Genomic DNA, 23,028 nt, shown 5'->3' on the forward strand with positions numbered 1-23,028 from the left:
GGATGGGGGGATGACGCTGAAATGACGGCCAAATGACGCGGATATGACAATTATCGCCTGGTGCTTTGGAAGGTTAGGGGGGACTTGGCGATGCAGCGCAGATGAGTTTTAGCGGGTGGCGTCGGCCGAGTTTCAGCTATGGCACCTTACTGACTCAGGCGAGTCTTTTCACCAGAATGGTTTCCGGCAGGGTGATAACAAAGTGGGCACCTTCGCCTGGGGCTGTTTCCAGGGTGATTTCACCGCCAAGCACCTGATGAACAAGGTTATACACTATGTTCATCCCCAGACCACTGCCGCCTTTGCCGCGCTTGGTGGTGAAGAAGGGGGTAAAAATGTGGCTTTGCACTTCTTCGCTCATGCCGCAGCCATCATCGCGGTAATCAATCACTATGCCGTTTTCATGGTGGCTGATATTCAGGGTTAGATGGCCGGAGCCACCTTCGGGGAAGGCGTGGATAATCGAGTTGTTAAACAGGTTACTGATGATTTGATAGAAGATGCCGGGGTTACTGTTAATGTACATCTGTGGATCGCACTGATAGCTGTAGTGGTGGCCGGAGCGCGACAGTAACGGATTGAGCGATAAAAAGATTTCATCGACATACTGGCATAAGTCGAACTCGCGCAGCTCCTCGTGGGACTGGTCGACCGACACCTTCTTAAAGCTGCTGATAAGCTTGGCCGCCCGCTCGAGGTTAGTGCGCATTAACTTACAGCAGTCGTTTACCTCGTTCTGGTATTGCATAAAGTCGTCTTCATCCACCTCTCCGTTCTGGAAGGCGGCGGTAAACTCGCGCACCCTGTCCTGCAGGTGAGAGGCGGCGGTGACAGAGATACCTATGGGGGTGTTCACTTCGTGGGTAATGGACGCCACCAGACCGCCCAGAGTGGCCATTTTTTCTTTGTCTATCAGTTCATCCCTTGCCTGACTCAGCTCTTCCAGAGTCTCGTTCAGCTCTTCATTTTTTTGCGACAACTCGCGGGTGCGGTCCAGCACCCTGTGTTCCAGCTCGGCATTGAGGCTGCGAAGTGCCTCTTCGGCTTCCTTGAGCCGCTGGATGTTTTTGATGGTGCCCATGATACGGTTGGGGCGGCCCTTCTCATCACGGGAAATCACCCGCCCATGGTTGAGCACCCACAGCCAGCTGTCTTCGCCGGTGCGGCCGCGGTAACTTACCTCAAATTCATCCTCACCGTGGTAGAGGGTGCTTTCCATGGTTTGCATCACCAGCGGCTGGTCGTCGGGATGGATCACCGCCGCCAGGGTGCTTTCCAGGCTGGTTTCATTTTCCGGATACAGCATAAAGGTGTTGGAGCGGGTCAGACGTTTATTGGCGATTTCCCAATCCCAGAATTCATCGCCACTGCTCCACAGCGCCTGCTGCAAGCGCTGTTCACTGACGGCAATTTTGCCAAGCAGCGCCATCTTGGCGCGGTATTTCGACATGCTCATATAGAGGATGATGCCAAGCACAGATGCCATCATCAGTATATACAGGCTGTATGCCCACCAGGTCTGCCAGGGCGCCGGGAAAATATGAATATCCAGCGCGGTGACCGGACTCAGGGCTCCATCGATATTTCTCGCCCTGACCTCAAAGCGATAGTTACCCGGGCTCAAGCCGGTAAAGCTTGCCTGATGGCCGTTTAAGTCTCTGAACCAGTTATCGTCCAGCCCCAGCATACGGTAGTCGTAATTGAGCTGATTGCCGTCAATCAGCGCAGGTGATTGATAGCTAAATGAGAACAGGGTATCGCGGTAGCTGATATCAAGCCGCGGCGCCGCGTCATCGCGGTTTGCCGCGGGTAAGGCGGCGGGCTTATTCATCAGCAAAAAGCTGTGGATCACCGGCGCTCTGGGGGCAGGTCTGGGGCTCAGCTTGTCGGGGCGAATGTGGTTAAAGCCATTGATGCCACCAAGGTACAGGCTGCCATCGTTATCGACAAAGGCAGCGCCGAAATTGAATTCATTGTCCTGCAGGCCATCGGCCCGGGTGAAGTTGCGGATATGGCCGCTGGTCGTATCTATGATGCTCAGCCCGGTGGAAGTCCCTGCCCACAGTCGCTGCGCTTTATCGAGAATCGACAGGTATACCACATTGCCCACCAGGCCGCTGTCCTGGTTGAAGTGCTGCAGGATCATGCTTTGGGTATCCAGCGAAAACTCACCATTGTCCGATGCAATCCACAGCCGACTGTGGTTATCCATATAGATAGAAAACAAATGGTTGCTGGGCAGTGCCGGGTTGGAGGCGGTATTGAAATGGGTGGCGCTGCCGTCTTTGGCAAGCCTTGCCAGGCCGCCGCCATAGGTCGACACCCACAGGTTGCCGGCGGCATCTTCGGCCATGCCGGTGACCTGATCCTCGGGCAGAATATTACTGCCAAAACGGTCGATGGACTCAAATTGGCCTGTGGTTCTGTCCATGCGGCTGATGCCGCCATCTAGGGTGGTTATCCAGTAGTTGTGATTACTGTCGTGAAACAGGCTGTAGAGGGTGTTGCTTGGCAAGCCGCCGCTGACCCCCGGCTGGTAGCTGAAGTGCTCCACCGATTGACGATCGGCGCTGGCGATAATCAGTCCAAGCCCGCGGGTGCCAATCCACAGCCGTCCTTCGTCATCTTCATTGATAAAACTGATAAAGGCCTGATCGAGGCCATCGAACGGCAGATTGTGGGCTAAAAAGCCGGAGACTTCGCCCTTGTCTTCCATGGCGCGCATTAAGCCACCTGTCGAGCCAACCCACAGCTGGCCATGCCTGTCCCGGAAGATACTGCGAATATCGGTGCTGCGCAGGTTGTGGTCGGCAAAACTTAACCCATGCACATGGCCAAAGACGGCCGCTGCCAGCGACAAACGGGATACACCTGCACTGCGGGTGCCTATCCACAGCAGGTTGTTGTCGTCAGCCCACAGACGGGTGAGGGTTTGGCTGGTCAGGCTCAGGTAGTCGCTGGGGGAGTGAGCATAAAGGGAAATCTTGTTCTGTTTGGGAACAAGCTTGGCCAGGCCACTGCCGGAGGTGGCTATCCACAGCGAGCCTTCGCGGTCGAGGCGTAAATCGGTAATGGTATTGGGGGACATTTCCGGCGGAAAGTGCTGATGGAAGCTCTCCAGCATGTCTTCTTCGATTTGATAGCTGAACAGCCCCATGCTGTGGGTGCCAAGCCAGAGGGTGCCTGCGCTGTCGGCGGTGATAGCACTGACCCCAAGGCCTTTGAGTGCATCCGGGCTAACCTCCTTGCCGCTGAAGCCAAGGTGAGATACCCCCGATTGGCTGATAATCCAGAAACCGCCGCGACCATCGGCGGTTATCCCCTGCAGATGGTTATCGGCAAGGGCGGGGCTTGACTGATTATTGAGGCGTTTTATCACCTTGCCTTCAGCGGGGGAGAACACCAGTAGCCCTTGTTTGTCGGTGGCAAGCCAGAGGTTGCCCAAATGGTCTTCGGCGATGCCGGTAAAGGCCACATCGGGAATACCGGCATCGGCGCCGAATACCTCAAAGTCGTCGCTTTGGTGGCGATAATGGTTTAGGCCGGCATTTTCGGTCAGCAGCCACAGCTCGCCCGGGGCACCGGACTGGGTGACATACACAAAGCTGATGTCGTTGGCCGAGGGGCCTTTGCTGGTTTGGTTGTGGGTATAAACTTTGAAGGATTGACCATCGTAGCGGTTCAGGCCAGCCTGGGTGGCGACCCATAGATAGCCTCTGTCGTCAGTGACCAGATCGTTCACCGTGTTCATCGACAGGCCGTGTTCAGCCTCCAACGTTTGGAACGCCGGCGTGTAACCGTATGCCTGGACGCAAAACAAGGCGCCGCAAAAAATCAGCAGAGCGGAAATGGTCAGCTTCACGTAAAGAACCCTTTGAATAAGTAGTTAAAGTGTAGAAGCTGAATGAAAAGATGCGAGTCGGAGGCAATAAAAAACCGGCGTCAGGCGCCGGTTTTTCATGGGATTTTCGATTAGAAAATCAGGTGGGCAACACCGGCAATCACCGGCAGTGTAACCAGGGTACGCAGAATAAAGATCACAAACAGTTCCGGCAGATTCACCGGAATGCGTGAGCCAATCAGCAGGGCACCCACTTCGCTCATGTAGATAAGCTGAGTTACTGACAGCGCCGCAATCACGAAGCGGGTCATGTCAGACTCGATACCAGCTGCCAGAATGGAGGGGATAAACATATCGGCAAAGCCCACCACAATGGTCTTGGACGCCTCGGTGGCTTCAGGGACTTGCAGCAGTTCAAGCAGTGGAATAAAGGGCATGCCCAGGTAGTCAAATATCGGAGTGTACTCGGCCACAATAAGCGCCATGGTGCCGATTGCCATCACCACAGGCAGAATGCCAAACACCATATCGGCTACGTTTTTCACGCCTTCGGTGAGGGTTTCCTTCACCCCGCCACTGGCGGCGGCTTTGGCGAGAGCGCGGTCATAACCCCATGACAGGGTGCTGTGGCCTTCAGGGATCACTTCATCGTCAGGATGGCGCGGGCTGCCATCGATGTAGTTGTCTTTCTTCCAGCACAGCGGTGGCAGTTTGGGCACCACAATCGCCGCCACAATACCGGCCAGACACACGGTAAGGTAGAAAGGCACAAACAGGGCTTCAAGCTTCACCTGGGAAATCACCACCAGCGAGAAGGTAATGGACACCGCCGAGAAGGTGGTACCTATCACCGCCGCTTCACGGGCTGTGTAGAAACGGCCTTCGTATTGCTTGCTGGTCAGCAGAATGCCCACACTGCCATCGCCGAGCCAGGATGCCATACAGTCGATGGCACAGCGGCCGGGCAAATTGAACACTGGGCGCATGATTTTGGTCAGCAGTGCGCCAAAAAGCTCAAGCAAACCAAAGTTCAGCAGCAGTGGCAGCAGCATACCGGCAAAAATAAACACACTCAGCAGCACCGGCAGCAGGTCGTTCAGCACCAGTCCGCCGGTATTGCCGGAGGTAATGGCTTCAGGACCTAAACCGCCAAAGGTCATCACAATAAATACGGCACCCAGAATGCGGATAACAAACCACATGGGGCTGACATTGAGCAGGCCGCTGAGGAAGCTGCTCTGGGTAACAAACTTGGGCTTGAATACCTTGGTCAGAATCGAGGCCAGGGTGGTCATCACCACCACAGCCGTTACCACGGCGGTGGCCGAATCACTCAGGGCGTTTTGCAGCGCCTTGGAGATAATGGCGATAGGAATGGTAATGGCATCCTGATAGCTGACCGGAGTCATAAACAGCAGAAGGCCAATAAGAGACGGCACGATAAAGGTCAGGATCGTCCGAATGTTGTGATTTTGTTTTTCTGTAGCCACGGTGAAAGCACCTTAACCTGTTGCGAGTGAGCTTTAAAAACCCGGTTCCTGGGGCTGGGGCTCTGCCATATACGCAGCGCCAATTGCATGTCCATGCAGGCCGAAAATCGGCAAGGGGGCAAGATTACTCCCAATGGGCGGCGCTGTAAAACGATTCGCGGACGATATTGCTCAAGTTTGAGCTTGAGCATAGTTATTGACCATGAATGACTGGATATAGCTTACCTTTGCAGTGGCGAAACATCACGAAATAAATTCATGATAATCATGGTGTTATTTGTGTGTGACTCGATTGTTGCGGTCTGCTTAAGCTGTTGTTGTGCAGGCTGTTGTAAGCCCTGCTGTGAAGGCTGTTGTCTGGTTTAGGTGAGCCGGTTGGCCGCTAAGTGAATGCCTTGCTAAAACCCGGTGGTAAACGGCTGCAAGGGGGTTAAAAGGGGTATCACAGGGGTGTTGGAAGGCCAGTGGCTATTGGGTAAAAAAGGCGAGCTCCGGGCTCGCCTTTTTATTTATCAACTGCTTATTGGCCAAAGGTACCGCTTATTGGCCGAATGTGCTGCGCAGTGAACTTGCCTTGTCGGCACTCGCCTGCAGCTCGCTGGCGGCACGGGCCACCTGGCTCATGGCGCTTAGGTTCTCGTTGGCAGCATGGGCGATTTCCTGCAGATTGTGGTTAATTTCATGCACCACAGTGCCTTGCTGGCTGGCCGCTACCGCATTCTGACGGGCAAAATCGTGCACGTCGCTGATCTGGCGGTAAATTGCTGAAATGTCTTCCACACTGGCGGCAATGGCATGGGCACAGGCCTCGGCCTCCTGCTGGCTGCGGCCCATCTCTTCGGCCCAGTTCCCCAGCATGCTGAACATCTGCTCCACGCTGCGGGAAATACTCTGGGTTGACTGCTGGGTGCGCGCCGACAATGCCCGCACTTCATCGGCCACTACCGCAAAGCCGCGCCCCTGCTCACCGGCTCGGGCGGCTTCAATGGCGGCATTCAGTGCCAGCAGGTTGGTTTGCTCGGCAATGGCATCAATCTCACCCATGGCGCTGGCCACCCGTTCGGCTTCCCGATTCAGCAGCTCGGCATTGCTGGCGGCGGTTGCCACAGCGTCTGCCAGATTGGTGATCCGCTGACGGTTGCGGGACATGGCCTGCTCGCCCTGACGGCAAAGCTGGTGGGCATCTTCGATATTGGCCGAGGTTTGCTGGCTGTTGGAAGCGACCTCAGAGATGGTGGCGCTCATCTCTTCCATGGCGCAGGACAGCTGCTCCAGCTGGCGGCGCTGCATATCCAGACCCGTCTGGGTCTGGCCGGTGGCAACCACCAAAGATTCGGCAATCTGCTGCAATTGCAGCGCCTGATCCTGGCTGCGACCCAGCACGCCCTGCATACGCGCCTGTTGCAGCAGCAACTGAAATTCCAGCACCGATGAAGTGTCGTGGCCCGCATATACGTAGCGGCTTACCGAGTCGTAGTTGGCCTTGAGCGCCATCAAGCGGGCGGGTACCCGAAAGGCTTCATCGTAAAAAATCGCCAGATTCAGCGCCATCAGCGCGGCACCTGCCACCATCACACCCGGCCCCCACAACCAGGCGCAGCCCAGCAGGCCGCTGCCCGCCACTATGGCCGACAGCACCCGTTTTTGCGCCAATGACAGATGACGGGGGATGCCCTTGCCATCACGCAGGCGGCGATAAAGCACCTCGGCGCGGCGCACCCAGTTTGCTTCCGGCGCCCGGCGCACCGACTGGTAACCTATGACCTTACCGGCCTCAAACATCGGGGTAACGAAGGCGTCAACCCAATAAAAGCCGCCGTCTTTGCAGCGATTTTTTACCACGCCGCGCCAGGACTTGCCCTTTTTCAACATGGTCCACATTTCGGCAAAGGCGGCGGCAGGCATATCGGGGTGACGCACCAGATTGTGGGAGTGCCCCAGGAGCTCCGACTCTGTGTAACCCGAAATTTCAATAAAACGTGGATTCACATAGGTGATAACACCGCGTAAATCTGTGGTGGAAATCAGTTCATCATCCCTGCGCAGCGGGACTTCGCGATTATTAACTGGACGGTTTCTGGACATTTTCTACTACGAAAGTTGATGTTGGTCGAATAACTTGAAAATTTGCGAACAATGTAGCAGTTTTTAACCTTGTTTGATGCAGGGGTTTACACTTTTTTATTGATGTAAATTAGTTGCTTGTTCCACATAACCATGAGTTTTGTAAGGTGTAGGTGAATTCGTGGTCAAACCGGCTGATTCTGGTTATTTGTTCTGAGTTGTGGTTTTAGGGGCGCTTAAAAAAATGTCATACGGTCATACTGCAAAGGACGTTAATTATCTGTATGGTAAAAAAGCAGTTTTTTAAGTTTCTCGCTAAGCCCCGGCACGGATGTCGCTCCCTTGGGAGCATCCGATGCGGGTCAAAGACAACAGCCAGGTCGCAGTTAACAGGGGACGCTCAGGGCAATGCAACTGAACACCAGAGGGCACAGGGTTCTCAGGCTCGCAAGACAGATGTTTGCGGTGGGCGCCTTTTTGATTTGCGTCAGTCTGCTCAGTGCTGCCCTGGGTTACCACCCGGCTGAAGGTGAGCTGTTCAGCCCGTTCAATCACAGCCTGTCGGAGCTTGGCACCTATGGTCTGTCGGCGCTGGCGGTGCTGGCCAATGGCGGGGTGTTCTTTGGCGGCTTGCTGCTGACACTGGCGAGCCTGCAGGGGATGCGAAGTGTTTCAGGGTTTGGTGTGCTGGTGTGGCTGACCCTGGCGGCGAGCTGGCTGGCGCTGGCGTTGTCTGGCCTGTTTCCGTCCAACGTCTATCACCTGCACACGGTGGCACTGAAGTGGTATTTCTATTTTGGGCTTGCGGCAACCCTTGGGTATTTGCTGTGGCTTGCGCTCAGAAGTGAGCGTCCGAGCAGCCCTCTGGCGCTGGGGCTTTGCTCAGTCAGTTTACTGTTTGTCAGCGCCTTTTTGGTGTTGCCCCATCTGGCGCTGGAGTCACTGCCGTTTAACCGCCCCTTTTATGAAGAAGCCTATTCGCCGTTCCCCCGTCCAAGCCTGTGGTGGCCTGCGGTGCTGGAATGGGGCAGTTTGCTGGCCATGCTGCTGTGGCAGGCTGAATTGCTGCGACGTCCCGAATAGCAGCACTTCCCTGTGCGATGCTCTCTCCCTGCATTCAAGCAGTACACGCCCCAACGGTCAGGTTAGCCTGTGGAGCGGCTAAAGCCTGCTTCGCCAAACCAATAACCATTGCACTCATCCGCCGTCACCGGCGTATGGATATCGAGCGTTGGCAGGGTCGCTGAGGCCGGGGAGATCCTAAACCAATCCACCCCCATTGCCTGCATCTCGGCCCATTGTCCGGCCAGATTAACGCAGGCCGCCGACTGGGTCTGAATACCATTTAAGCGCAGCAGTGGCTGCGACTCCTGGGTTTGCACCAACAATCCCTTGCTGTGCTCGCGGCAAATGGTTTGGCAGCCATCTTTGGCAAGCCCCTTGTGACGGGCGGTAAAGCAGCGGGCCGAGTGCGCCAGTGGCAGATGGCCATGGCCGAGCACTTCCACCTCGGGGCGCTGCGGTTTGCCGCCAAGCTGCTCAAGCACCTTGGCAAGCCAGTCTTTTGAAAGCTCGATCGGCATTACAAAGCGCTGCATGCCCCAGTCGGCAAGCTTTTGAATACTGGCGGCATTATAGAGATTGATATGGGGGCCACAAACGAAGGGCACGCCGGCCTCGCGGGCATAACCCACCGCCGCCATGTCGTTGGCTTCAATCATAAACTCGCCATTGTTAACCTGCTTTTTAAGCTCACTGAGCTCGCCGGCGGCTTCAATCAGCGCCAGCGTTGACAGCACCACCTGCTTGCCGCTGCCTTTGAGCATTTTGGCAAGCTCAAGATAGTCGCTGCTTCTGAGTTCACGCCTGCGGCTGCATACGGCTTCGCCGAGGTACACAAGCTCAATGTCGCTTTGGGCAACATGCTGATAAAAGTCGCTGACTTTGTCCTTTTCCCAGCAGTACAGCAGGGGGCCTAAACTGGTTTTCATGGTATTTGTTCCTGCTTTTATCGCTTACTGCCAACGGCGCTCGTACGCGCCAAGGGTGGTGACTTGTCCCTCTGACACCTTGCCCAGGGCTCGGTCCCAATCGCTTTGCACCTGATAGGCATCCGGGTTTCGCAGATAGTTGTCGATGGCGGCGCGCCACACCCGGGTGACCTGCTCCACATAGGCCGGGCTTCGCTGTCTGCCTTCAATTTTGAGCGACACAATGCCAGCGCGGGCAAGTTCCGGCAGCAGGCTTAAGGTATTCAGGCTGGTGGGGGATTCCAGCAGATACTCGGGGGTATGGCTGTCTTCGGCAATAAAGCGTCCCTTGCACACCACCGGATAGCCCATCTGTTCGTTGGCGGAAGATTTATCGATAAGCACTTCATTGAGGCGGGTCAGCCGGTCTGGCCCTTGCTCCTGCCAGCGCACATGTTTGGCGGGCGAGCAGGAACCGCCGGTATTGGGCGACTGCCCGGTAACATAGGATGACAGATGGCAGCGGCCTTCAGCCATGATGCACAGGCTGCCAAAGGCAAACACTTCCAAATCCACCGGGGTGTCGGCGGCAAGGTCACGCACCTGTTTCATTGACAGCACCCTTGGCAGCACCACCCGCTCCACATTAAAGGCATCTTTATACAGACTCAGGGCGGCAAGGTTGGTGGCACTGGCCTGCACCGACAGATGCAGCGGCAGCTCGGGGTAACGGCTATGGGCATAATCGAGCAGCGACACATCCGCGACAATCAAAGCGTCGGCGCCAATGCTTGCCGCCATGTCGACCGCTGAATACCAGCGCGCTTCTTCGCCGGGTTTGGGGAACGTATTTAAGGTAAGAAACAGCTTTTTACCTGCGGCGCGGGTTAGGGCGCGCGCCTCTTTAAGCCGCTCAGGAGTGAAGTTCAGCCCGGCAAAGGAGCGGGCGTTGGTGTCATCTTTCAGCCCCAGGTAAATGGCATCGGCCCCGGCATTCAGCGCCACCTTGAGCGAGGCCAGATTACCGGCCGGACACAGGAGTTCCATAGTGTGACTCTCTTCAATAAACGCTTCAAAAATGTGTTAAGAAATGCAAAACGCCCGCAGTGTACCCATGTTTACCCCACCGGGAATTGATGTAAGACAAATGGCTGGAATTAAAAGCAAGTTAGACTCGCCGGATGTTTGTTCGCCGTACTGAGGACCTCTTATGCCTTTCCCCTTTGCCGCCCGTCTTGCCAAAGACGCGCTCGACATCGCCCCTGCACTGGTGCGCCTGCCGCTGTCCCGTGTGCCCTTTGCTGCCAAAGCGGCGGTGCTGCGCCCCGGGCTGAATTTGCTGCTCGCAAGGGAAGTGAAGGATGGAGAGCTGGACTTCCTCGAAGGTCGCTGGGTGGGCATTGAAGTGACCGATTTAGGGCTTAAGTTTGAGGTCAGCTTTGAAGCAGGTGAGGGCGTGCAAAGCGCAGGCCGCCTGTGCGTGCGTGAAGCCGCGTTTAACCGCCAGCTTAATGAAGCCAATGGGCAAGCGGCCGAGGTGCGCTTCAGTGCCGACTCCAAAGAGCTTTTGCTGATTGCGGCCGGTAAAGAAGACCCTGATACCCTGTTCTTCCAGCGTAAACTCACCATTGAAGGCGATACCGAGCTTGGGCTGATGGTGAAAAACCTGCTGCTGGCCATCGACCTTGAGCGGTTGCCATCGCCTGTGACGACAACATTGTCGCAGCTTGCCCGCGCCCTGCAGGCGCTGGAACGTCAGGCCGAGCCTGCCTGGGCCTGACGTTGAGCCTGAGCCAGAGACTGAGCCAGAGCCAGTCAGCAGCTCAGATGATTGCACCAAACAGCCCGCTTTTGCGGGCTGTTTTTTTACTTAAGTCCCGCCGTGAATGCCGCCAAGTAGCGGCAGGCTACGTCCTTTGCCAAATCGCTTGCCGTTTGGCGGCTTTATTGTCTCGGTTTGAGCTTTGCACTGCCTCACAAATGCACAGCCAACGGTGGCGAACTTTTACCCATAGCGCTAGCATGGAACCATTAAGGATCAGGGAGATACCCCATGACTGAGTCTGCAAAGGCGTCTAAAAAAATCAGCAGCTATTTGTTTCTGGCGGTGCTTGCCATTTGGCTCTATAGCCTGTGGGCCGACCGTGTTACCCCCATGACCACCCAGGCCTACGTGCATGCCTATCTGGTGCGCATTACCCCCGAGGTGGCGGGCAGCATTACCCGGGTGGAGGTGAAAAACGATCAGGTGGTGGATGCAGGTGACTTGCTGTTTGAAATCGACAGCCGCCAATACGATATCGCCCTGGCCAAGGCGCGGGCCGATTTGGAGCGGGTAGGTCAAAGCCTTGGTGCCAACACTGCGGCGGTGGAAGTGGCCCAGGCCAAGGTGGGTGACGCAAGGGCGGCGCTGTCCAATGCGTCGGCCCAGGCCAAGCGGGTGGCGGCGCTCGCCAGTCGCGGCGTACTGAGTCAGGCAGAGCTCGATAACGCCCGCGAAGCCGAAGACAGAGCCAAGGCGGCGCTGGCGGCAGCCGAGGCGTCGCTTATTCAGGCGCAGCAGAATCTGGGGCCTGTGGGTGAAAACAACCCTGAGCTTAAAGCGGCCATGGCGGCGCTGGCCAAGGCCGAGCTTGACCTCAAGCGGACCCGGGTGAGCGCGCCCTCCCGCGGGCTGGTGACCAATGTGCAGCTGACCACCGGCCAATATATGGCGCCCGGACAAGCGGCGCTGACCTTTATCGACCCCCGCGAAGTGTGGATTTCCGCGATGGTGCGGGAAAACTCCCTCGAGCATATCCACAGCGGCGGCAAGGTAGCCATAGTGTTTGATGCGCTGCCGGGACGGGTGTTCGAAGGGGAAGTGGAAAGCATTGGTTGGGGCAGTGGCGGCGCCAACAATATCGACCAGAGCACCGGCTTTGAGTCGGCCCAGACCGGCAAGCAGCAGGCGCGGCGTTTCCCGGTGCATATTCGCTTTGATACCAATGGCATCGACCGGGAGCTGAGGTTCGGCTCTCAGGCCACAGTGGCCTTCTACACCGGCGAGAGCAGCCTTGGCGATATGCTTGCCAGTCTGTGGATGTGGTGTTGGAGCAAGCTGACCTATGTCTCGTGAAATCTGTCCTGGCTGGGTGACAAGCGACCCAGGAGTGGAGCCTGACCATGGCTGAGCAAGAGACTACAGCGGCTGCAGAGCCCAGCGCCAATAGCGCAGGCAGTGCCAGTAGCAGTGCCAGCAAACGCCCATATTTCGCGGCGGCCAACCCGCTGCTGCGGGTCGCGGTGGGCACTCTGGTGCCGCTGTTTTTGCTGCAATACTTCGAAGTGCCACTGCCGATGCTGGTGTCTGTGTTTACCGTGGTCATGCTTACCCTGATGCCCGGTAAGCCGTCGGTGTCGGTATTGCTGCAGCTTACCGCCGTGGTGGTCGTGGCGGCACTGGTGCAAAGTGCGGCGGGCAATCTGCTTGGCGGCACAGGAACCGGTACCTGGCTGTTTTTGTTCGCGGTGCTGTTTTACAGCCTGTCACGCATCCACTTGAATCCCAAAGACGTAGTTGGGCTGATGATGATGATCCTCGGCATAGTGGTAACTGTGCTGCATTTTCAGTACGCGATGACGCTCACCAATCTGCCCTGGCTGCTGGCGCTGGCCTTTATCAGTGCCATAGGGGTGATTTATCTGATGTTTTGGCTGTTTCCCGGCGGCGAGCTGGAAGTCAGCGCCGATATCAGCTGGGAGGTGACCCCCAGCCATTGGCTTAAGGTGCTGGCCAAGGCACTGTTTATCATGCTGATCATCTTTTTGCTGATGGACGCCGACAGCAGTCAGGCACTGCTTATCGTTATCACCCTCACCAGCCTGATAAAAGACCCCAATCCCCTTGCCGGCAGTCATAATGCCCGCCAGCGGCTGTGGACCACTTGGCTTGCGGTGGTTTACAGCCTGCCGCTGCTTATCGCATTTTGGCTCGATATGGTCTGGTGGCTGCAAATGCTGCTGGCCGTGGCGCTGGCGCTCTGGCTTGGGGCCGCCGCCACCGCCCGCAAGGTGTCGATGGCTGAATATCAGTTGCTGATGAGTGGCTTTGTGATGCTGGTGTATCAGGTGATAAGTCATCAGGGCGCCGCGTCGCTCACCTCGTCATTGATGCGGCTGGGCTCTGTGATAGTGGCGGTGCTGCTGGGGATGCTGCTATTGTCGCTGCTCTCTGAGCTGGGCTCGCAAAAGCCTGACCGCGCAAAAGCGGCAAGCGATTAGCAATATATGGTTAAGAAAGCGAAGTGGCAGAATGTAAAAAGGCGCTGATAATCAGCGCCTTTTTGTATCTGGCTGCGGCCCTTGGCTTAGAGCTTGCCGGTGAGGCGGGCGTACTTAATCAGCAGCTCGTCCTGGCTTTCAGGGTGCGCCGGATCGGGGTCGATACAGTTAATCGGGCAGACAGACACGCAGGTAGGCTTGTCGTAGTGGCCCACACATTCGGTGCAGCGATCCGGATCGATTTCATAGATCTCAGCGCCCATGGCAATCGCCTGGTTGGGACACTCGGGTTCGCACATATCGCAGTTAATGCAGCTGTCGTCAATTATTAAGGCCATTGCCTTGAAAAACCTCGAAAATATTACCACCGTTTGCGGTGGTCACACGTTAAAGCCGGCTTGCGCTTTCGCTCGGCTGTTGGCTGCTGGCTCTGGGCACAGTGCATGGCTCTTTACTACAGCTTAGCCGTCGGGGCGGGGAGTATACCACTCATTGGGAGGCTCTGCCCACCGGTTGCTGGGCACTTGGCTGAGTGCCATTGCAGCTGTTTGGGGGTATCCCGTGGTCGCTAAGGATTAGTTCGAACTTTGTGGTGCGTCGATAGCGTTTTTCGCTATTTATGTCATGTGCTTAGCATGTTGTTTCATTTTGTTTTTTTGCTAATTGGTACGCTTGTTTTAGTCTGTTTTCTTGGGTAGATTGGCTCGTTAGTGTGTGTTGTTGGTTTAGAGGGATTGAGCCGTCAGCGACAGAAACCACCCTTAGATATCCGTAATTGCGCAGGGATGCAGCCAGTCTTCTGATCTTGTTCACAGAACCTTTCCTCTTCCTGCTATAGCGTTATTTTTATTGGTTATTTGGTGTTGCTGGGTGCAGCTGTGGGGCGTTTTTAATGCCTTCGGCATGCCAAGCTGCGCTTGACGAAGGTCGTGGGTCTCCGACCCACACCCGGGGAAAGGGGACCGTTTCGACAGGCCCCCTTGTCCAATCCCCCAGCGACCCGCGACGAAGCGGACAGCCCCGTCGGGCTTTAGCCGAAAATTGGCTGTCGCGACCGATTCGCTCCAAGCTCAACGGTCGCTGCTTCGGCATCCATGCCTCGCCACGCCATTTTCAGCAACACCCGCCGCCGCTTCGAGCGGGATTGGAGCAACCTTCTGCAGCCGAGTTGCTATTGGTAAATAGAGCTACCCTGCAAGGTAGGGCGAGCTTACAAGCTCGGGTAACCTTGCAAGGTCGTATGAATAAAATGTTATGTGTGAGCGAGTCTCGGCATGGAATGGTCTAAATTCGAAATTTTCAAAGGTATAGATCTCAACGATTCATTCGTTTTGGATTGGTGTTGCGAAGGTGATCGTTTGTCTTTCGAATTAGAGGCAAGCATTTGGCCTGAGTCGGAACATTACTCAAAGCCAAAGGATAATGAGTATACATGCTACAAGAAAGCAACACTTCGGTTTGTGAACGTAAATGAAGTGCAAGGGCTAAAGCTAAAGGATCTGGTCCGTTCAACTACCGATCCTGAAGGGGCGGCAGATTTCGGAAGCATTGATGTACTCAATATCGAGGATGGCTCGTTTTATTTGGCAGGTGACTTTGGTTCGGTCAATATTCGAGGTGGAAAGCTAGAGTTTGAAATACACACATAACAAGCGGCAGCAGTCGGACTCGGCAAAAGCCGTCACTAATTTTGCTGGCGCAAATTTAGCGCCAATTTTACCTCGCCGCTGTGCCGGGCGTTAGGCGAATAAGCACTCGTATCAAACAATGAGGATTAACTTTGGAATTGTTTAAACCAGCAGTAAAAGAAGATCGGCTTCATCCTTTATTCAAGAGAATCATCTCTACTAAAGGCTATGAACCAACCATCGATGTTATAAACAGCTGGGCTACAGGTCTGATGGGGCGAAAGAAAGAATCTAAAAAGTTCATTCAAGACTTTCAGATATCATTCAACTCGTCATTGTGGGAGCTTTATCTAAATAAAGCATTTGTTGATTTTGGCTTCAGTATCGACTACTCCAAAGAAAGCCCTGATTTCAATTTGTGTCATAGATCTGGTCGTATCGTAAATGTGGAAGCTGTTACTTCAAATAGTAGGGATAATCTAAAGACAGAATATTATTTGAACGAATCACTTCGTTCAGTTTCAATGCAAAACAACGATGAATTTTTGGATGGATCAACAATTAAACTTGCTGGAAAGCTAAAGGATAAAAGAGATTTATTCATTGGTACTAACAATAAAAAGCACCCATATTACTCACTAGAACATGTCAAAGGTAACCCTTTTGTCATCGCTGTAGCTCCTTTCGATAACCATCTTTCGTATTCGCAAAACAATATGGCTATAAATAGGGTGCTTTATGGGCTAAACCCACCCCCACCAATGGGCAATCAGGGCGGGATCGTACTTTTCTAGCCAGTGTTGAGTGAGCAGATCAGCTGTGATCTAATAGCGGTTCATTTAATCAGTCGCTGCTCCAATGAACTTGCTCGAACACCTGACCGTTGTAGAAGAAACCCGCTCTGAAGTTAATCAAAGGCATGACCTTGTGGATGTCATGTTCCTCGTACTAAGCGCCATCATGTCAGGTGCCGAGGGCTGGCAGGATATTCAAACTTACGGTGACCATAAACTGCCATGGCTGCGAAAATTTCGCCCGTTTGAGCATGGTATTCCCCGAAGACACACTATTGCGCGGATCCTTCGTACCGTGGTCGCGGAGTCATTGCTCGAAGCGCTGCTGAATTGGGTGAATGAACAGCGAGCCAGCATCGGTAAACCCGTAATAGCTTTTGACGGCAAGGTGCTCAGAGGCTCTTACCGCAATGACTCCAAAACGGCGTTGCAGTTGGTTACAGCCTACGACACCGAAAACGGATTGGTCCTTAGCCAAAAGCCAACCCAAACCAAGAACGGTGAAATCAGCGTGGTTCGGCAGATGCTTGATGTTCTTAACCTGAAAGGCGCGGTGATCACACTTGATGCCTTGCACTGCCAGCGCGAAACGCTGGAGAAAATCAGCGAAAAGAAGGCTCACGTTGTTGTTCAGGTCAAAAATAACCAGCCTGCTCTTTGGGAGGCTGTTCAGTCGCAGTTTCAGACTGTTTTCGATGCGAAGAAAGAGAAAGTTGTCACCGAAATCAAACAAGAAGCCCATGGCCGAAAAGAAGAGCGCTACGTTTTCCAACTGAAGGCAAAGCTGCCTGAAAAGCTTGCAGAAAGATGGCCAACAATCCGAAGCATCGTCGCTGTGGAACGACATCGCTCGCAGAATGGTAAGACAACGACAGATACCAGCTACTACGTGAGCTCGCTATCACCACGGCATAAATTGCTTGGTCATTACATCCGTCAGCACTGGCGGATTGAAAACAGTCAGCATTACGTGCTGGATGTAGTTTTCAAAGAAGACGACTCACGGATAGCACTTGAAGGGGCTGTCGAAAACGTAGCCCTGTTCCGCCGCTTCGTCATGAATATGCTACGGCAATGTGACTGTGGCGCCCCGAGCCAGAGAAACAAGCTAAAACAGGCTGGCTGGTGCGACGATTATCGGGAAAGAGTGTTCTTTGGTTAGAAACTGCTCAAAGTATGCTCCGGCCCTGAATGGGCAATGGACAAAAAATAAGTCATATCTCAAAGGAAAATGGTCAAAAGGTTGAACTAGGTATATTCACCAACCCAAGTTACAAAGAAGTTAGCGCGGTAATTTTCTCTACTACGGGTATGTTTGGCAAAGCTGTAGTTCAAGCTGGTCTAGAGAACATTGTTCGAGCAACGCGCTATCGTCAAATGGATGTTGATGAGTTTATGGCAAAAGAGGGTCATAACATGCTAGGTACAACTCATAAGATAGTAAAGCCCGGTTATGATGTCTTCTCAATGAGAATATTAAGTGGCGATTTTGTATTTGGCTCTGACACGTATATTTACCCATCGAGTGAACATAAAGAGTCACACTTGGATGGCTTACATATATACTATAATCCTTATGCTTCAGTTCCATTGGATAAAGATCTATTTTCCGCATACGAAGTGACTCAAAATGATTTTGATATAAGTACGCGAAAGATGATTGCCAATCATAATGATGGTTCGTTAGTTTCAAGACAAACATTCACATCATTCGTCTAACAAACTGTTCAAGAGGGATTCGCAACGCATGGCATTTTACTATGCGTTGGTTTAAGTGATTAAGGTGGTATGCGTCAGCTTCGGTATTGCGTTGCTAATCCCTTAACAGGGCGTTGACTATCTAGGAGGTTACATTTGACTTTACAGTATATTTCCGTTGCTAAAACGGTCTTCTTTTATATATGTATCAGCTTAGGCGTTTGCACACGTTTCTTCTTGGGGAATTTATACGGTGTTTTGATTACGTTGCTTGTAGTACGTCATTTTTGTGAATCTATCTTTGGTTATCCTGCATATTCTTTTGATGAGCTAATGGTTTGGTTAAGGACATTGAATGATGAAATGAAGGTGGCAATAGTAAGTTCATTGGTAACAGTTGTCGGTTTTTTGGTCGCTTACGCAAGTGCTACGTCAAACTGGAAATCACAGCTGTTAGCCAATATAAAGTTACAAGCTTGGGGTGAGTTAAACGCTTTTTTTACTGAGGTCGGGGCACTCGTTACTGATTGCGAAATTTATGCTAATGAAATATTAGAAACCTCAGCAAGAGTTCGAAAGTCTAAAGATCATCAGGAAAAACTATTCTTAGTGTCATACCAAAACACTAGAGGTCATGAAATCGCTCTGAAGCGCAAACGACTTGTAGCGATGTCAATTCAAGTACATCAGTTCACTGGCAAGTATGCGAACTTATTTCTTTCAGTGCCAAAGGTACAGTCAAACTTCGATATAGCGGCTACTGCTCTAGAAGAGGTTGCATCTAAAACATGGTTTAATATTCCGTTCTCATATGCCGAAGACACTGACCCTGTTACAACTTTCTTAAAGCAAGTAAATGAAGAACAACTGAAAATATTTAAGAGAACCGTAGAAAAGAACCGTATTTTCCTATCATTTTACCCCGGCAGTGCAGGAGGAGTATTACAATCAGAAATTGTGCCTTTTAATGGTTTCTCTTTATTCAATATGTATCGTCGTACAAGAATGCTGCACTCTACATTTGAAGAATTGCGCAAGGCGAAACAAGATAGTTAACAAAGCACTTAAGAGTGATTAATGAAAGATAGGGCAGGCACAATTCTTCACGTACAGATTGCGCCGGTTTTTGAACCCCATCGAAGCCGCTTTGGGCGTTGGGCTGAGTGAAACGGGTAAGCCGAGATAGGGATATCGAGGCAGAGACCGTCGAGCTGGGAGCGAGTCGGTCGCGGTGGCCGTTTTCAGTCCGTAAGACCAAAGTGCTCGGCTTCGTTCGGGGTGTCCTTGGGGTTGCAAGGGGTGTTGGGCAAGCAACACCCCTTGCCCGGAGGCGGGCTGGAAGGCCGCGATTTTCAGTCGCTTGCAAAGCGACTTCTCATCAAGGAGTGACAAACTGCGCCGTTAGTTCAAACTCCGTCCTGTCAGCAATCAACTTGTACTGCTAAAAACACAACCATCATGAAAATTCCAATGAACCAATGGCTTAAGTCGGAATCACAAACCACCGGCACACAGAGGTTGCCAAACCTCATTCTCCCCCTGGTTGTCAAAGTTTGACCGCCTTGAACTCATCCAAGCGCAGCAAATTATGGGTAATCGCATGCGCTATCCTCAGCCTGAGTTAGCTAGGGAAACCTGCAGTGGCGGCAAGCCGTGCAGAAAGTGTAATGGTGGTATTGCTGCTGCACATTTGTATGTTATTAATGGTGTTGCCGGGGGATTCCCCGCAACCACCTGAGTAATATGGATTTTAAAAATAGGGATATCTATGAGAATAACGACATTGGCTGCTGGGCTTTTGCTGGCTGGTATGGGGTTTTCATCTGTTGCTGCTGAAGCGGTTGCCGTGGATAAGGCGGCGCTGGTAGGGGACTGGTGCTTTTACGAGCAGGAAGGTTTTGGCTCTAAAGTGCCTGAAAAAATTGATATAAATCTTGCGGCAGACGGCAATTACACCTGGGTTGAGAGTGCTTTTAAGCAGACCGGCGAATGGGAGCTGGACGCCGATGGCTTGTATCTGGCCAAGGTGGGAAACCATAAGCTGCTGAGCTTGAATGCGGACCTGTTGGAATTGAAGCGCGGCTCTGTGATGCGCTTTAAAAAAGGCGTTTGTGGCGACGATATGTTTTCGAGTCAGGATATTACCGAGTTCCATAATGGTGCTGCCATGGGCAAACTGGCACCGCTGGAAAAGTTCGTGAATAAGGGGATCGATATCAATATTCAGGACTGGAATAAAATGGACACGGCATTAATTCAGGCCGCCAAGTTTTGCCAAACCGAGGCGGGCAAATATTTGCTGGCCAAGGGCGCCGATAAGTCGATTAAAAATGGCGATGAAAAAGTTGCCCTGGATTATGCCAAAGCCAGCTCATTCCATAATGGCTGTGATGAGATGGTCAGCCTGCTGGCCGACTGAGCCGCCGCAGATAAAAAAGGCCCCGTCGGGGCCTTTTTTATGTCTGTTTCCCGAGGTTGTTATTGCTCAGGTTGCAGCTTTTACAACATCAGCCGTTGTCATATCAGTGGCTGCCACATCAGTTGCTGCAGCGGCTGCCAAACAGGGCGTTTGCCCAGGCAGGGTTGTCGATAAAGGGATTGCGGTTGTGCTGCCACTCGTACACCCGGTTGTTACGGCGACGCTCCCAGCTGCTGACCGGATCCTGATTGTGCCAGGCCAGTAGGGTACACAGATCGCCAAGCTTGGGCTCGGTGGAAGTGGTGCCTGATACCAGCATCAGATCCGGGGTGGCGCTGGCACTGTCGCCGTCGTAACGCACATCCATATACATCAGCATCCGCGCCACATCGCCTTTGACTGCATCGGCAGGCTCGAAGCTGTCACTGTCAGTGCTGTTGGCCGGTGCCTCGTCCAGTGGCGTGCCGCCCATGGCGAAGTCTTTGTTGCTGCGGCTGCTGTTAACGGTAACATCGGCCGGGCGCAGGTGGTGCAGGTCGGTGTAGGCGTGGCTGCTGCTGTCGGGGAAGCCATGGCTTTTGGGCCAAACGTGCTCGCGGTTCCAGGCGTCGAGGGAGTTACTCATACCGGCGCGGTTGGTTTTGGGCTCCGAGCGGCCGGTGTACAGCAGAATAACGTTGTTAGGGTTGGCGGGATCTTCATCTGTGTAGTTGAGGCCATCCCACACCTGGCTGTAGCTGTAGCGGGTGTGGCCGCGAATGATGAGGTTCAGCGCCGATTTAAGCTCAGTGCCACTTTTACCGATGGCCTGGGCGTAGTAGCTGTCGTAGCTGTATCCGGGCGGTGTCGGCTCGCCGCCCGAGCCGCCGCCATTATCACCGCCACCATTATCACCGCCTCCGTTGCCACTGCCACCATCACCTTGCTGATAATCCAGCGACAGGGATGCACCGCTGAAGCTGCTGTAAGCCTGCACCAGAATGTACCAGCGACCGGCCGTGGGGGTGGCGAACTCACATTGCTCGTTATTGCCACTGAGGTACGGGGCGCAGTCATAAAGGCTGCTGGAAGGCTCAGCGCCCTGACGCACGTAAAGGTCGGCATCGCCACTGCCACCGGCGAGCGTGACCACCATGTTGGTGGCGCCATCGGGAATATCGGCAATGAACGACAGGCCTTGGCCGGAGTTGGCGCTCAGGTTGCTGCGCACTTCACCCTTGGTTAACTGGTTGTTCGGTGCGGGTGTGGAGCTGCAGGCTGCCAGCTCGCCTGTGCCCGGTGTGCCTGCCGAGCTTGCGGCTGCCCAATCGGCCTGCGACTGAGTGTTTTGTACCGTGGTGCGCTCCAGGGCGATGTCCCTGACATTCAGGCTCCAGCCGCTGAGACCGCCTTCCCAGGCGACCACATCCATCAATTCGGCGCCGCGGGTCAGTTTTACAAAATCGCCTGAGTTACCAAGGCTGAAGGGCAGGGGCGCATAGTCGGGGGTTTTGCCAAACAGGTTACTGAAGCCTGCGGCATTAATGGCCAAGGTGTAGTACTGCCCGGCGGCCAGAGTGCCGCTTAGGCTAAGGCTGGCGTTGTTGTCACTCAGTTGGTATTGGCTCAGATCGATTGACTCACAACCTGAGTTATACAGTTCAATAAATTCCTCAACGCTGTCGTTATTCGGGGCATCGTAAAGGACTTCACTTATCAGCAGCGCGCCTTGGGCGTGAACGCTGAGACCGGCCAGTAACAGCGCGGTCAGGGTAGTTTTCATTTTCATCCTAGTTGGTCTCGCAATTATTGTTATTGGCATCCTGCCGATGCGTGCAAGTCCCTTTGAGGTGCTTTCGCGGCGCGAGTATGCCACAGGGATGATGGATGTTAATGCGCTGTTTATATGAAACTTTTGTGTAAATTTTTCGATAATAATCGGTGTTTTTATGGCTTGAGCGCCCGCTTTTATGGCCGGTTTTTCACCCCTTGCTATGGGTTGTAGCGCCTTTGTGGTCTGCTGCACTTTCTGCTTGCATAAACAGCATGGTGGCAGGGTAAATTTGGCTGATTTGATTCATCTTTAATGGCTTGTGTTGATTTTGACTTGCTTGATAATTCTATTTGCTTGCATAAGCAAGCGCCTGTTGCTGGGCCGATTTGTAAAAATATGCCTTTGCCTTCAATCGCGCCTTTCTCGGTGCATAATCGAATCTTTACTCTAAAGCGCGGGCTGATCGTTTGGTTGTTTTTTGTTCATCTTTGCGCTGCAAGCTAAGCGCCCAGCAAGCTAAGGGCCCAGCAAGCTAAGGGCGCTGCAAGCTAAGGGCGCTGCAAGCTAAGGGCCCAGCAAGCTAAGAGTGCGAGAAGCGAAGGGTGCAGCAAGCTAAGGGCGCGGCTTTGCTCGGGCGCCTGTTCATACTGGCGCTGCATACAAAGTGTCATGTTCATGTGCTACATTTTTAACCAATGTCTGTTTCGTCGGGCGGCCCACAGGCTCTACGCAGCAGCCCGAGCCTCTTGGCAGCGTTAATCAATCACCGGCAGCGGCAAAGGAGATATGCCATGGTGCTCGAATGGATAGCCACAGATAAGGGAAATCAGGTGCTTGAAAGCCTCAAGGCAGAAGGGTGGCGGGTAAAGGCCCAGTACAGCCCCTTCGCGTTCGATAAAGGTATCGACTACGACAGCTATGAGCTGGTGCGTGCCGGGGATACGTTAAAACTGGAGTGGGATAACTGGCTCGAGTGGCGCCTGTCTGGCTCTGAGCCACTGCTGCAATCGCTGAAACACAGATTCGCACTTTGATTGCTAAGGCCTTTAAGGCCAAAGCTGGGCTGGAACTCACTTAAAGCGTATCAGGATGGCAAATAAAAAGGCTG

At 53.5% G+C, this 23,028-nt stretch carries 18 protein-coding genes; 11 read left to right on the forward strand and 7 right to left on the reverse strand.

Going from position 1 to position 23,028, the window contains the following annotated elements:
* Positions 1–154: 154 nt before the first annotated feature.
* From STH12_RS02610 to STH12_RS02620, 3 genes are all read right to left on the reverse strand, one after another.
* Entirely contained in the window at positions 155–3,862 is a 3,708-nt protein-coding gene (locus STH12_RS02610) for a two-component regulator propeller domain-containing protein (RefSeq protein ID WP_126166120.1), read from the reverse strand.
* Positions 3,863–3,972: 110 nt separating this feature from the next.
* Entirely contained in the window at positions 3,973–5,331 is a 1,359-nt protein-coding gene (locus tag STH12_RS02615; RefSeq protein WP_126166121.1) for a YjiH family protein, read from the reverse strand.
* A 540-nt stretch (positions 5,332–5,871) separates the two neighbouring features.
* On the reverse strand, positions 5,872–7,416 hold the full coding sequence (locus STH12_RS02620; protein WP_126166122.1) for a methyl-accepting chemotaxis protein: 1,545 nt from the start codon (positions 7,414–7,416) through the stop codon (positions 5,872–5,874).
* Positions 7,417–7,803: 387 nt separating this feature from the next.
* Between STH12_RS02620 and STH12_RS02625 the strand changes: the two genes are divergently transcribed.
* Positions 7,804–8,478 carry a DUF998 domain-containing protein gene (locus STH12_RS02625; protein ID WP_126166123.1) on the forward strand — a complete coding sequence of 225 codons (675 nt, stop codon included), beginning with the start codon at positions 7,804–7,806 and terminating at the stop codon, positions 8,476–8,478.
* A 62-nt stretch (positions 8,479–8,540) separates the two neighbouring features.
* Here STH12_RS02625 and STH12_RS02630 read toward each other — a convergent pair whose 3' ends face one another.
* Positions 8,541–9,386 carry a U32 family peptidase gene (locus STH12_RS02630; protein WP_126166124.1) on the reverse strand — a complete coding sequence of 282 codons (846 nt, stop codon included), beginning with the start codon at positions 9,384–9,386 and terminating at the stop codon, positions 8,541–8,543.
* Positions 9,387–9,410: 24 nt separating this feature from the next.
* Positions 9,411–10,412 carry a ubiquinone anaerobic biosynthesis protein UbiU gene (ubiU, locus tag STH12_RS02635; protein WP_126166125.1) on the reverse strand — a complete coding sequence of 334 codons (1,002 nt, stop codon included), beginning with the start codon at positions 10,410–10,412 and terminating at the stop codon, positions 9,411–9,413.
* Positions 10,413–10,575: 163 nt separating this feature from the next.
* Here ubiU and ubiT point away from each other — a divergent pair, with 163 nt between their 5' ends.
* From ubiT to STH12_RS02650, 3 genes are all read left to right on the forward strand, one after another.
* Positions 10,576–11,145, forward strand: coding sequence for a ubiquinone anaerobic biosynthesis accessory factor UbiT (gene ubiT / locus STH12_RS02640; RefSeq protein ID WP_126166126.1), 570 nt, complete (start codon positions 10,576–10,578; stop codon positions 11,143–11,145).
* Between the two features lie 273 nt (positions 11,146–11,418).
* The gene (locus STH12_RS02645; RefSeq protein WP_126166127.1) at positions 11,419–12,483 is read left to right on the forward strand and encodes an HlyD family secretion protein; all 1,065 of its coding nucleotides are present in this window, start codon (positions 11,419–11,421) and stop codon (positions 12,481–12,483) included.
* 47 nt (positions 12,484–12,530) lie between these two features.
* On the forward strand, positions 12,531–13,628 hold the full coding sequence (locus STH12_RS02650; RefSeq protein WP_126166128.1) for a DUF2955 domain-containing protein: 1,098 nt from the start codon (positions 12,531–12,533) through the stop codon (positions 13,626–13,628).
* An 86-nt stretch (positions 13,629–13,714) separates the two neighbouring features.
* Here STH12_RS02650 and STH12_RS02655 read toward each other — a convergent pair whose 3' ends face one another.
* A complete protein-coding gene (locus STH12_RS02655) occupies positions 13,715–13,966 on the reverse strand; it encodes a YfhL family 4Fe-4S dicluster ferredoxin (RefSeq protein ID WP_011759118.1) in 252 nt (83 codons plus the stop codon).
* A 936-nt stretch (positions 13,967–14,902) separates the two neighbouring features.
* On the opposite strand from STH12_RS02655, the gene STH12_RS02660 reads away from it, so the two are divergent.
* From STH12_RS02660 to STH12_RS02685, 6 genes are all read left to right on the forward strand, one after another.
* Entirely contained in the window at positions 14,903–15,277 is a 375-nt protein-coding gene (locus STH12_RS02660; RefSeq protein ID WP_126166129.1) for a hypothetical protein, read from the forward strand.
* Positions 15,278–15,408: 131 nt separating this feature from the next.
* On the forward strand, positions 15,409–16,050 hold the full coding sequence (locus STH12_RS02665; protein ID WP_126166130.1) for a hypothetical protein: 642 nt from the start codon (positions 15,409–15,411) through the stop codon (positions 16,048–16,050).
* A gap of 64 nt (positions 16,051–16,114) precedes the next feature.
* On the forward strand, positions 16,115–17,212 hold the full coding sequence (locus STH12_RS02670; RefSeq protein WP_126166131.1) for an ISAs1 family transposase: 1,098 nt from the start codon (positions 16,115–16,117) through the stop codon (positions 17,210–17,212).
* A gap of 29 nt (positions 17,213–17,241) precedes the next feature.
* A complete protein-coding gene (locus tag STH12_RS02675; RefSeq protein ID WP_126166132.1) occupies positions 17,242–17,769 on the forward strand; it encodes a hypothetical protein in 528 nt (175 codons plus the stop codon).
* Between the two features lie 135 nt (positions 17,770–17,904).
* Positions 17,905–18,804 (forward strand): hypothetical protein, encoded by a 900-nt coding sequence (locus tag STH12_RS02680; RefSeq protein ID WP_126166133.1) that lies wholly within the window; start codon positions 17,905–17,907, stop codon positions 18,802–18,804.
* Positions 18,805–19,516: 712 nt separating this feature from the next.
* Positions 19,517–20,167, forward strand: coding sequence for an ankyrin repeat domain-containing protein (locus STH12_RS02685; protein WP_126166134.1), 651 nt, complete (start codon positions 19,517–19,519; stop codon positions 20,165–20,167).
* A 118-nt stretch (positions 20,168–20,285) separates the two neighbouring features.
* Here STH12_RS02685 and STH12_RS02690 read toward each other — a convergent pair whose 3' ends face one another.
* A complete protein-coding gene (locus tag STH12_RS02690) occupies positions 20,286–21,935 on the reverse strand; it encodes an endonuclease (protein ID WP_126166135.1) in 1,650 nt (549 codons plus the stop codon).
* Between the two features lie 776 nt (positions 21,936–22,711).
* Here STH12_RS02690 and STH12_RS02695 point away from each other — a divergent pair.
* Positions 22,712–22,954 carry a hypothetical protein gene (locus tag STH12_RS02695; RefSeq protein ID WP_126166136.1) on the forward strand — a complete coding sequence of 81 codons (243 nt, stop codon included), beginning with the start codon at positions 22,712–22,714 and terminating at the stop codon, positions 22,952–22,954.
* The last annotated feature ends 74 nt before the right edge of the window (positions 22,955–23,028 follow it).

Origin of the sequence: Shewanella khirikhana (genome assembly GCF_003957745.1) — a bacterium.
Lineage (GTDB): Bacteria > Pseudomonadota > Gammaproteobacteria > Enterobacterales > Shewanellaceae > Shewanella > Shewanella khirikhana.

What these genes read in the sequence shown, in the direction of transcription:
- ubiT (WP_126166126.1), top strand. Translation starts at nt 10,576, where the DNA reads ATGCCTTTCCCCTTTGCCGCCCGTCTTGCCAAAGACGCGCTCGACATC.
- STH12_RS02630 (WP_126166124.1), bottom strand. Translation starts at nt 9,386, where the DNA reads ATGAAAACCAGTTTAGGCCCCCTGCTGTACTGCTGGGAAAAGGACAAA.
- STH12_RS02655 (WP_011759118.1), bottom strand. Translation starts at nt 13,966, where the DNA reads ATGGCCTTAATAATTGACGACAGCTGCATTAACTGCGATATGTGCGAA.
- STH12_RS02645 (WP_126166127.1), top strand. Translation starts at nt 11,419, where the DNA reads ATGACTGAGTCTGCAAAGGCGTCTAAAAAAATCAGCAGCTATTTGTTT.
- ubiU (WP_126166125.1), bottom strand. Translation starts at nt 10,412, where the DNA reads ATGGAACTCCTGTGTCCGGCCGGTAATCTGGCCTCGCTCAAGGTGGCG.
- STH12_RS02685 (WP_126166134.1), top strand. Translation starts at nt 19,517, where the DNA reads ATGAGAATAACGACATTGGCTGCTGGGCTTTTGCTGGCTGGTATGGGG.
- STH12_RS02660 (WP_126166129.1), top strand. Translation starts at nt 14,903, where the DNA reads ATGGAATGGTCTAAATTCGAAATTTTCAAAGGTATAGATCTCAACGAT.
- STH12_RS02695 (WP_126166136.1), top strand. Translation starts at nt 22,712, where the DNA reads ATGGTGCTCGAATGGATAGCCACAGATAAGGGAAATCAGGTGCTTGAA.
- STH12_RS02675 (WP_126166132.1), top strand. Translation starts at nt 17,242, where the DNA reads ATGGGCAATGGACAAAAAATAAGTCATATCTCAAAGGAAAATGGTCAA.
- STH12_RS02690 (WP_126166135.1), bottom strand. Translation starts at nt 21,935, where the DNA reads ATGAAAATGAAAACTACCCTGACCGCGCTGTTACTGGCCGGTCTCAGC.
- STH12_RS02620 (WP_126166122.1), bottom strand. Translation starts at nt 7,416, where the DNA reads ATGTCCAGAAACCGTCCAGTTAATAATCGCGAAGTCCCGCTGCGCAGG.
- STH12_RS02650 (WP_126166128.1), top strand. Translation starts at nt 12,531, where the DNA reads ATGGCTGAGCAAGAGACTACAGCGGCTGCAGAGCCCAGCGCCAATAGC.
- STH12_RS02625 (WP_126166123.1), top strand. Translation starts at nt 7,804, where the DNA reads ATGCAACTGAACACCAGAGGGCACAGGGTTCTCAGGCTCGCAAGACAG.
- STH12_RS02670 (WP_126166131.1), top strand. Translation starts at nt 16,115, where the DNA reads ATGAACTTGCTCGAACACCTGACCGTTGTAGAAGAAACCCGCTCTGAA.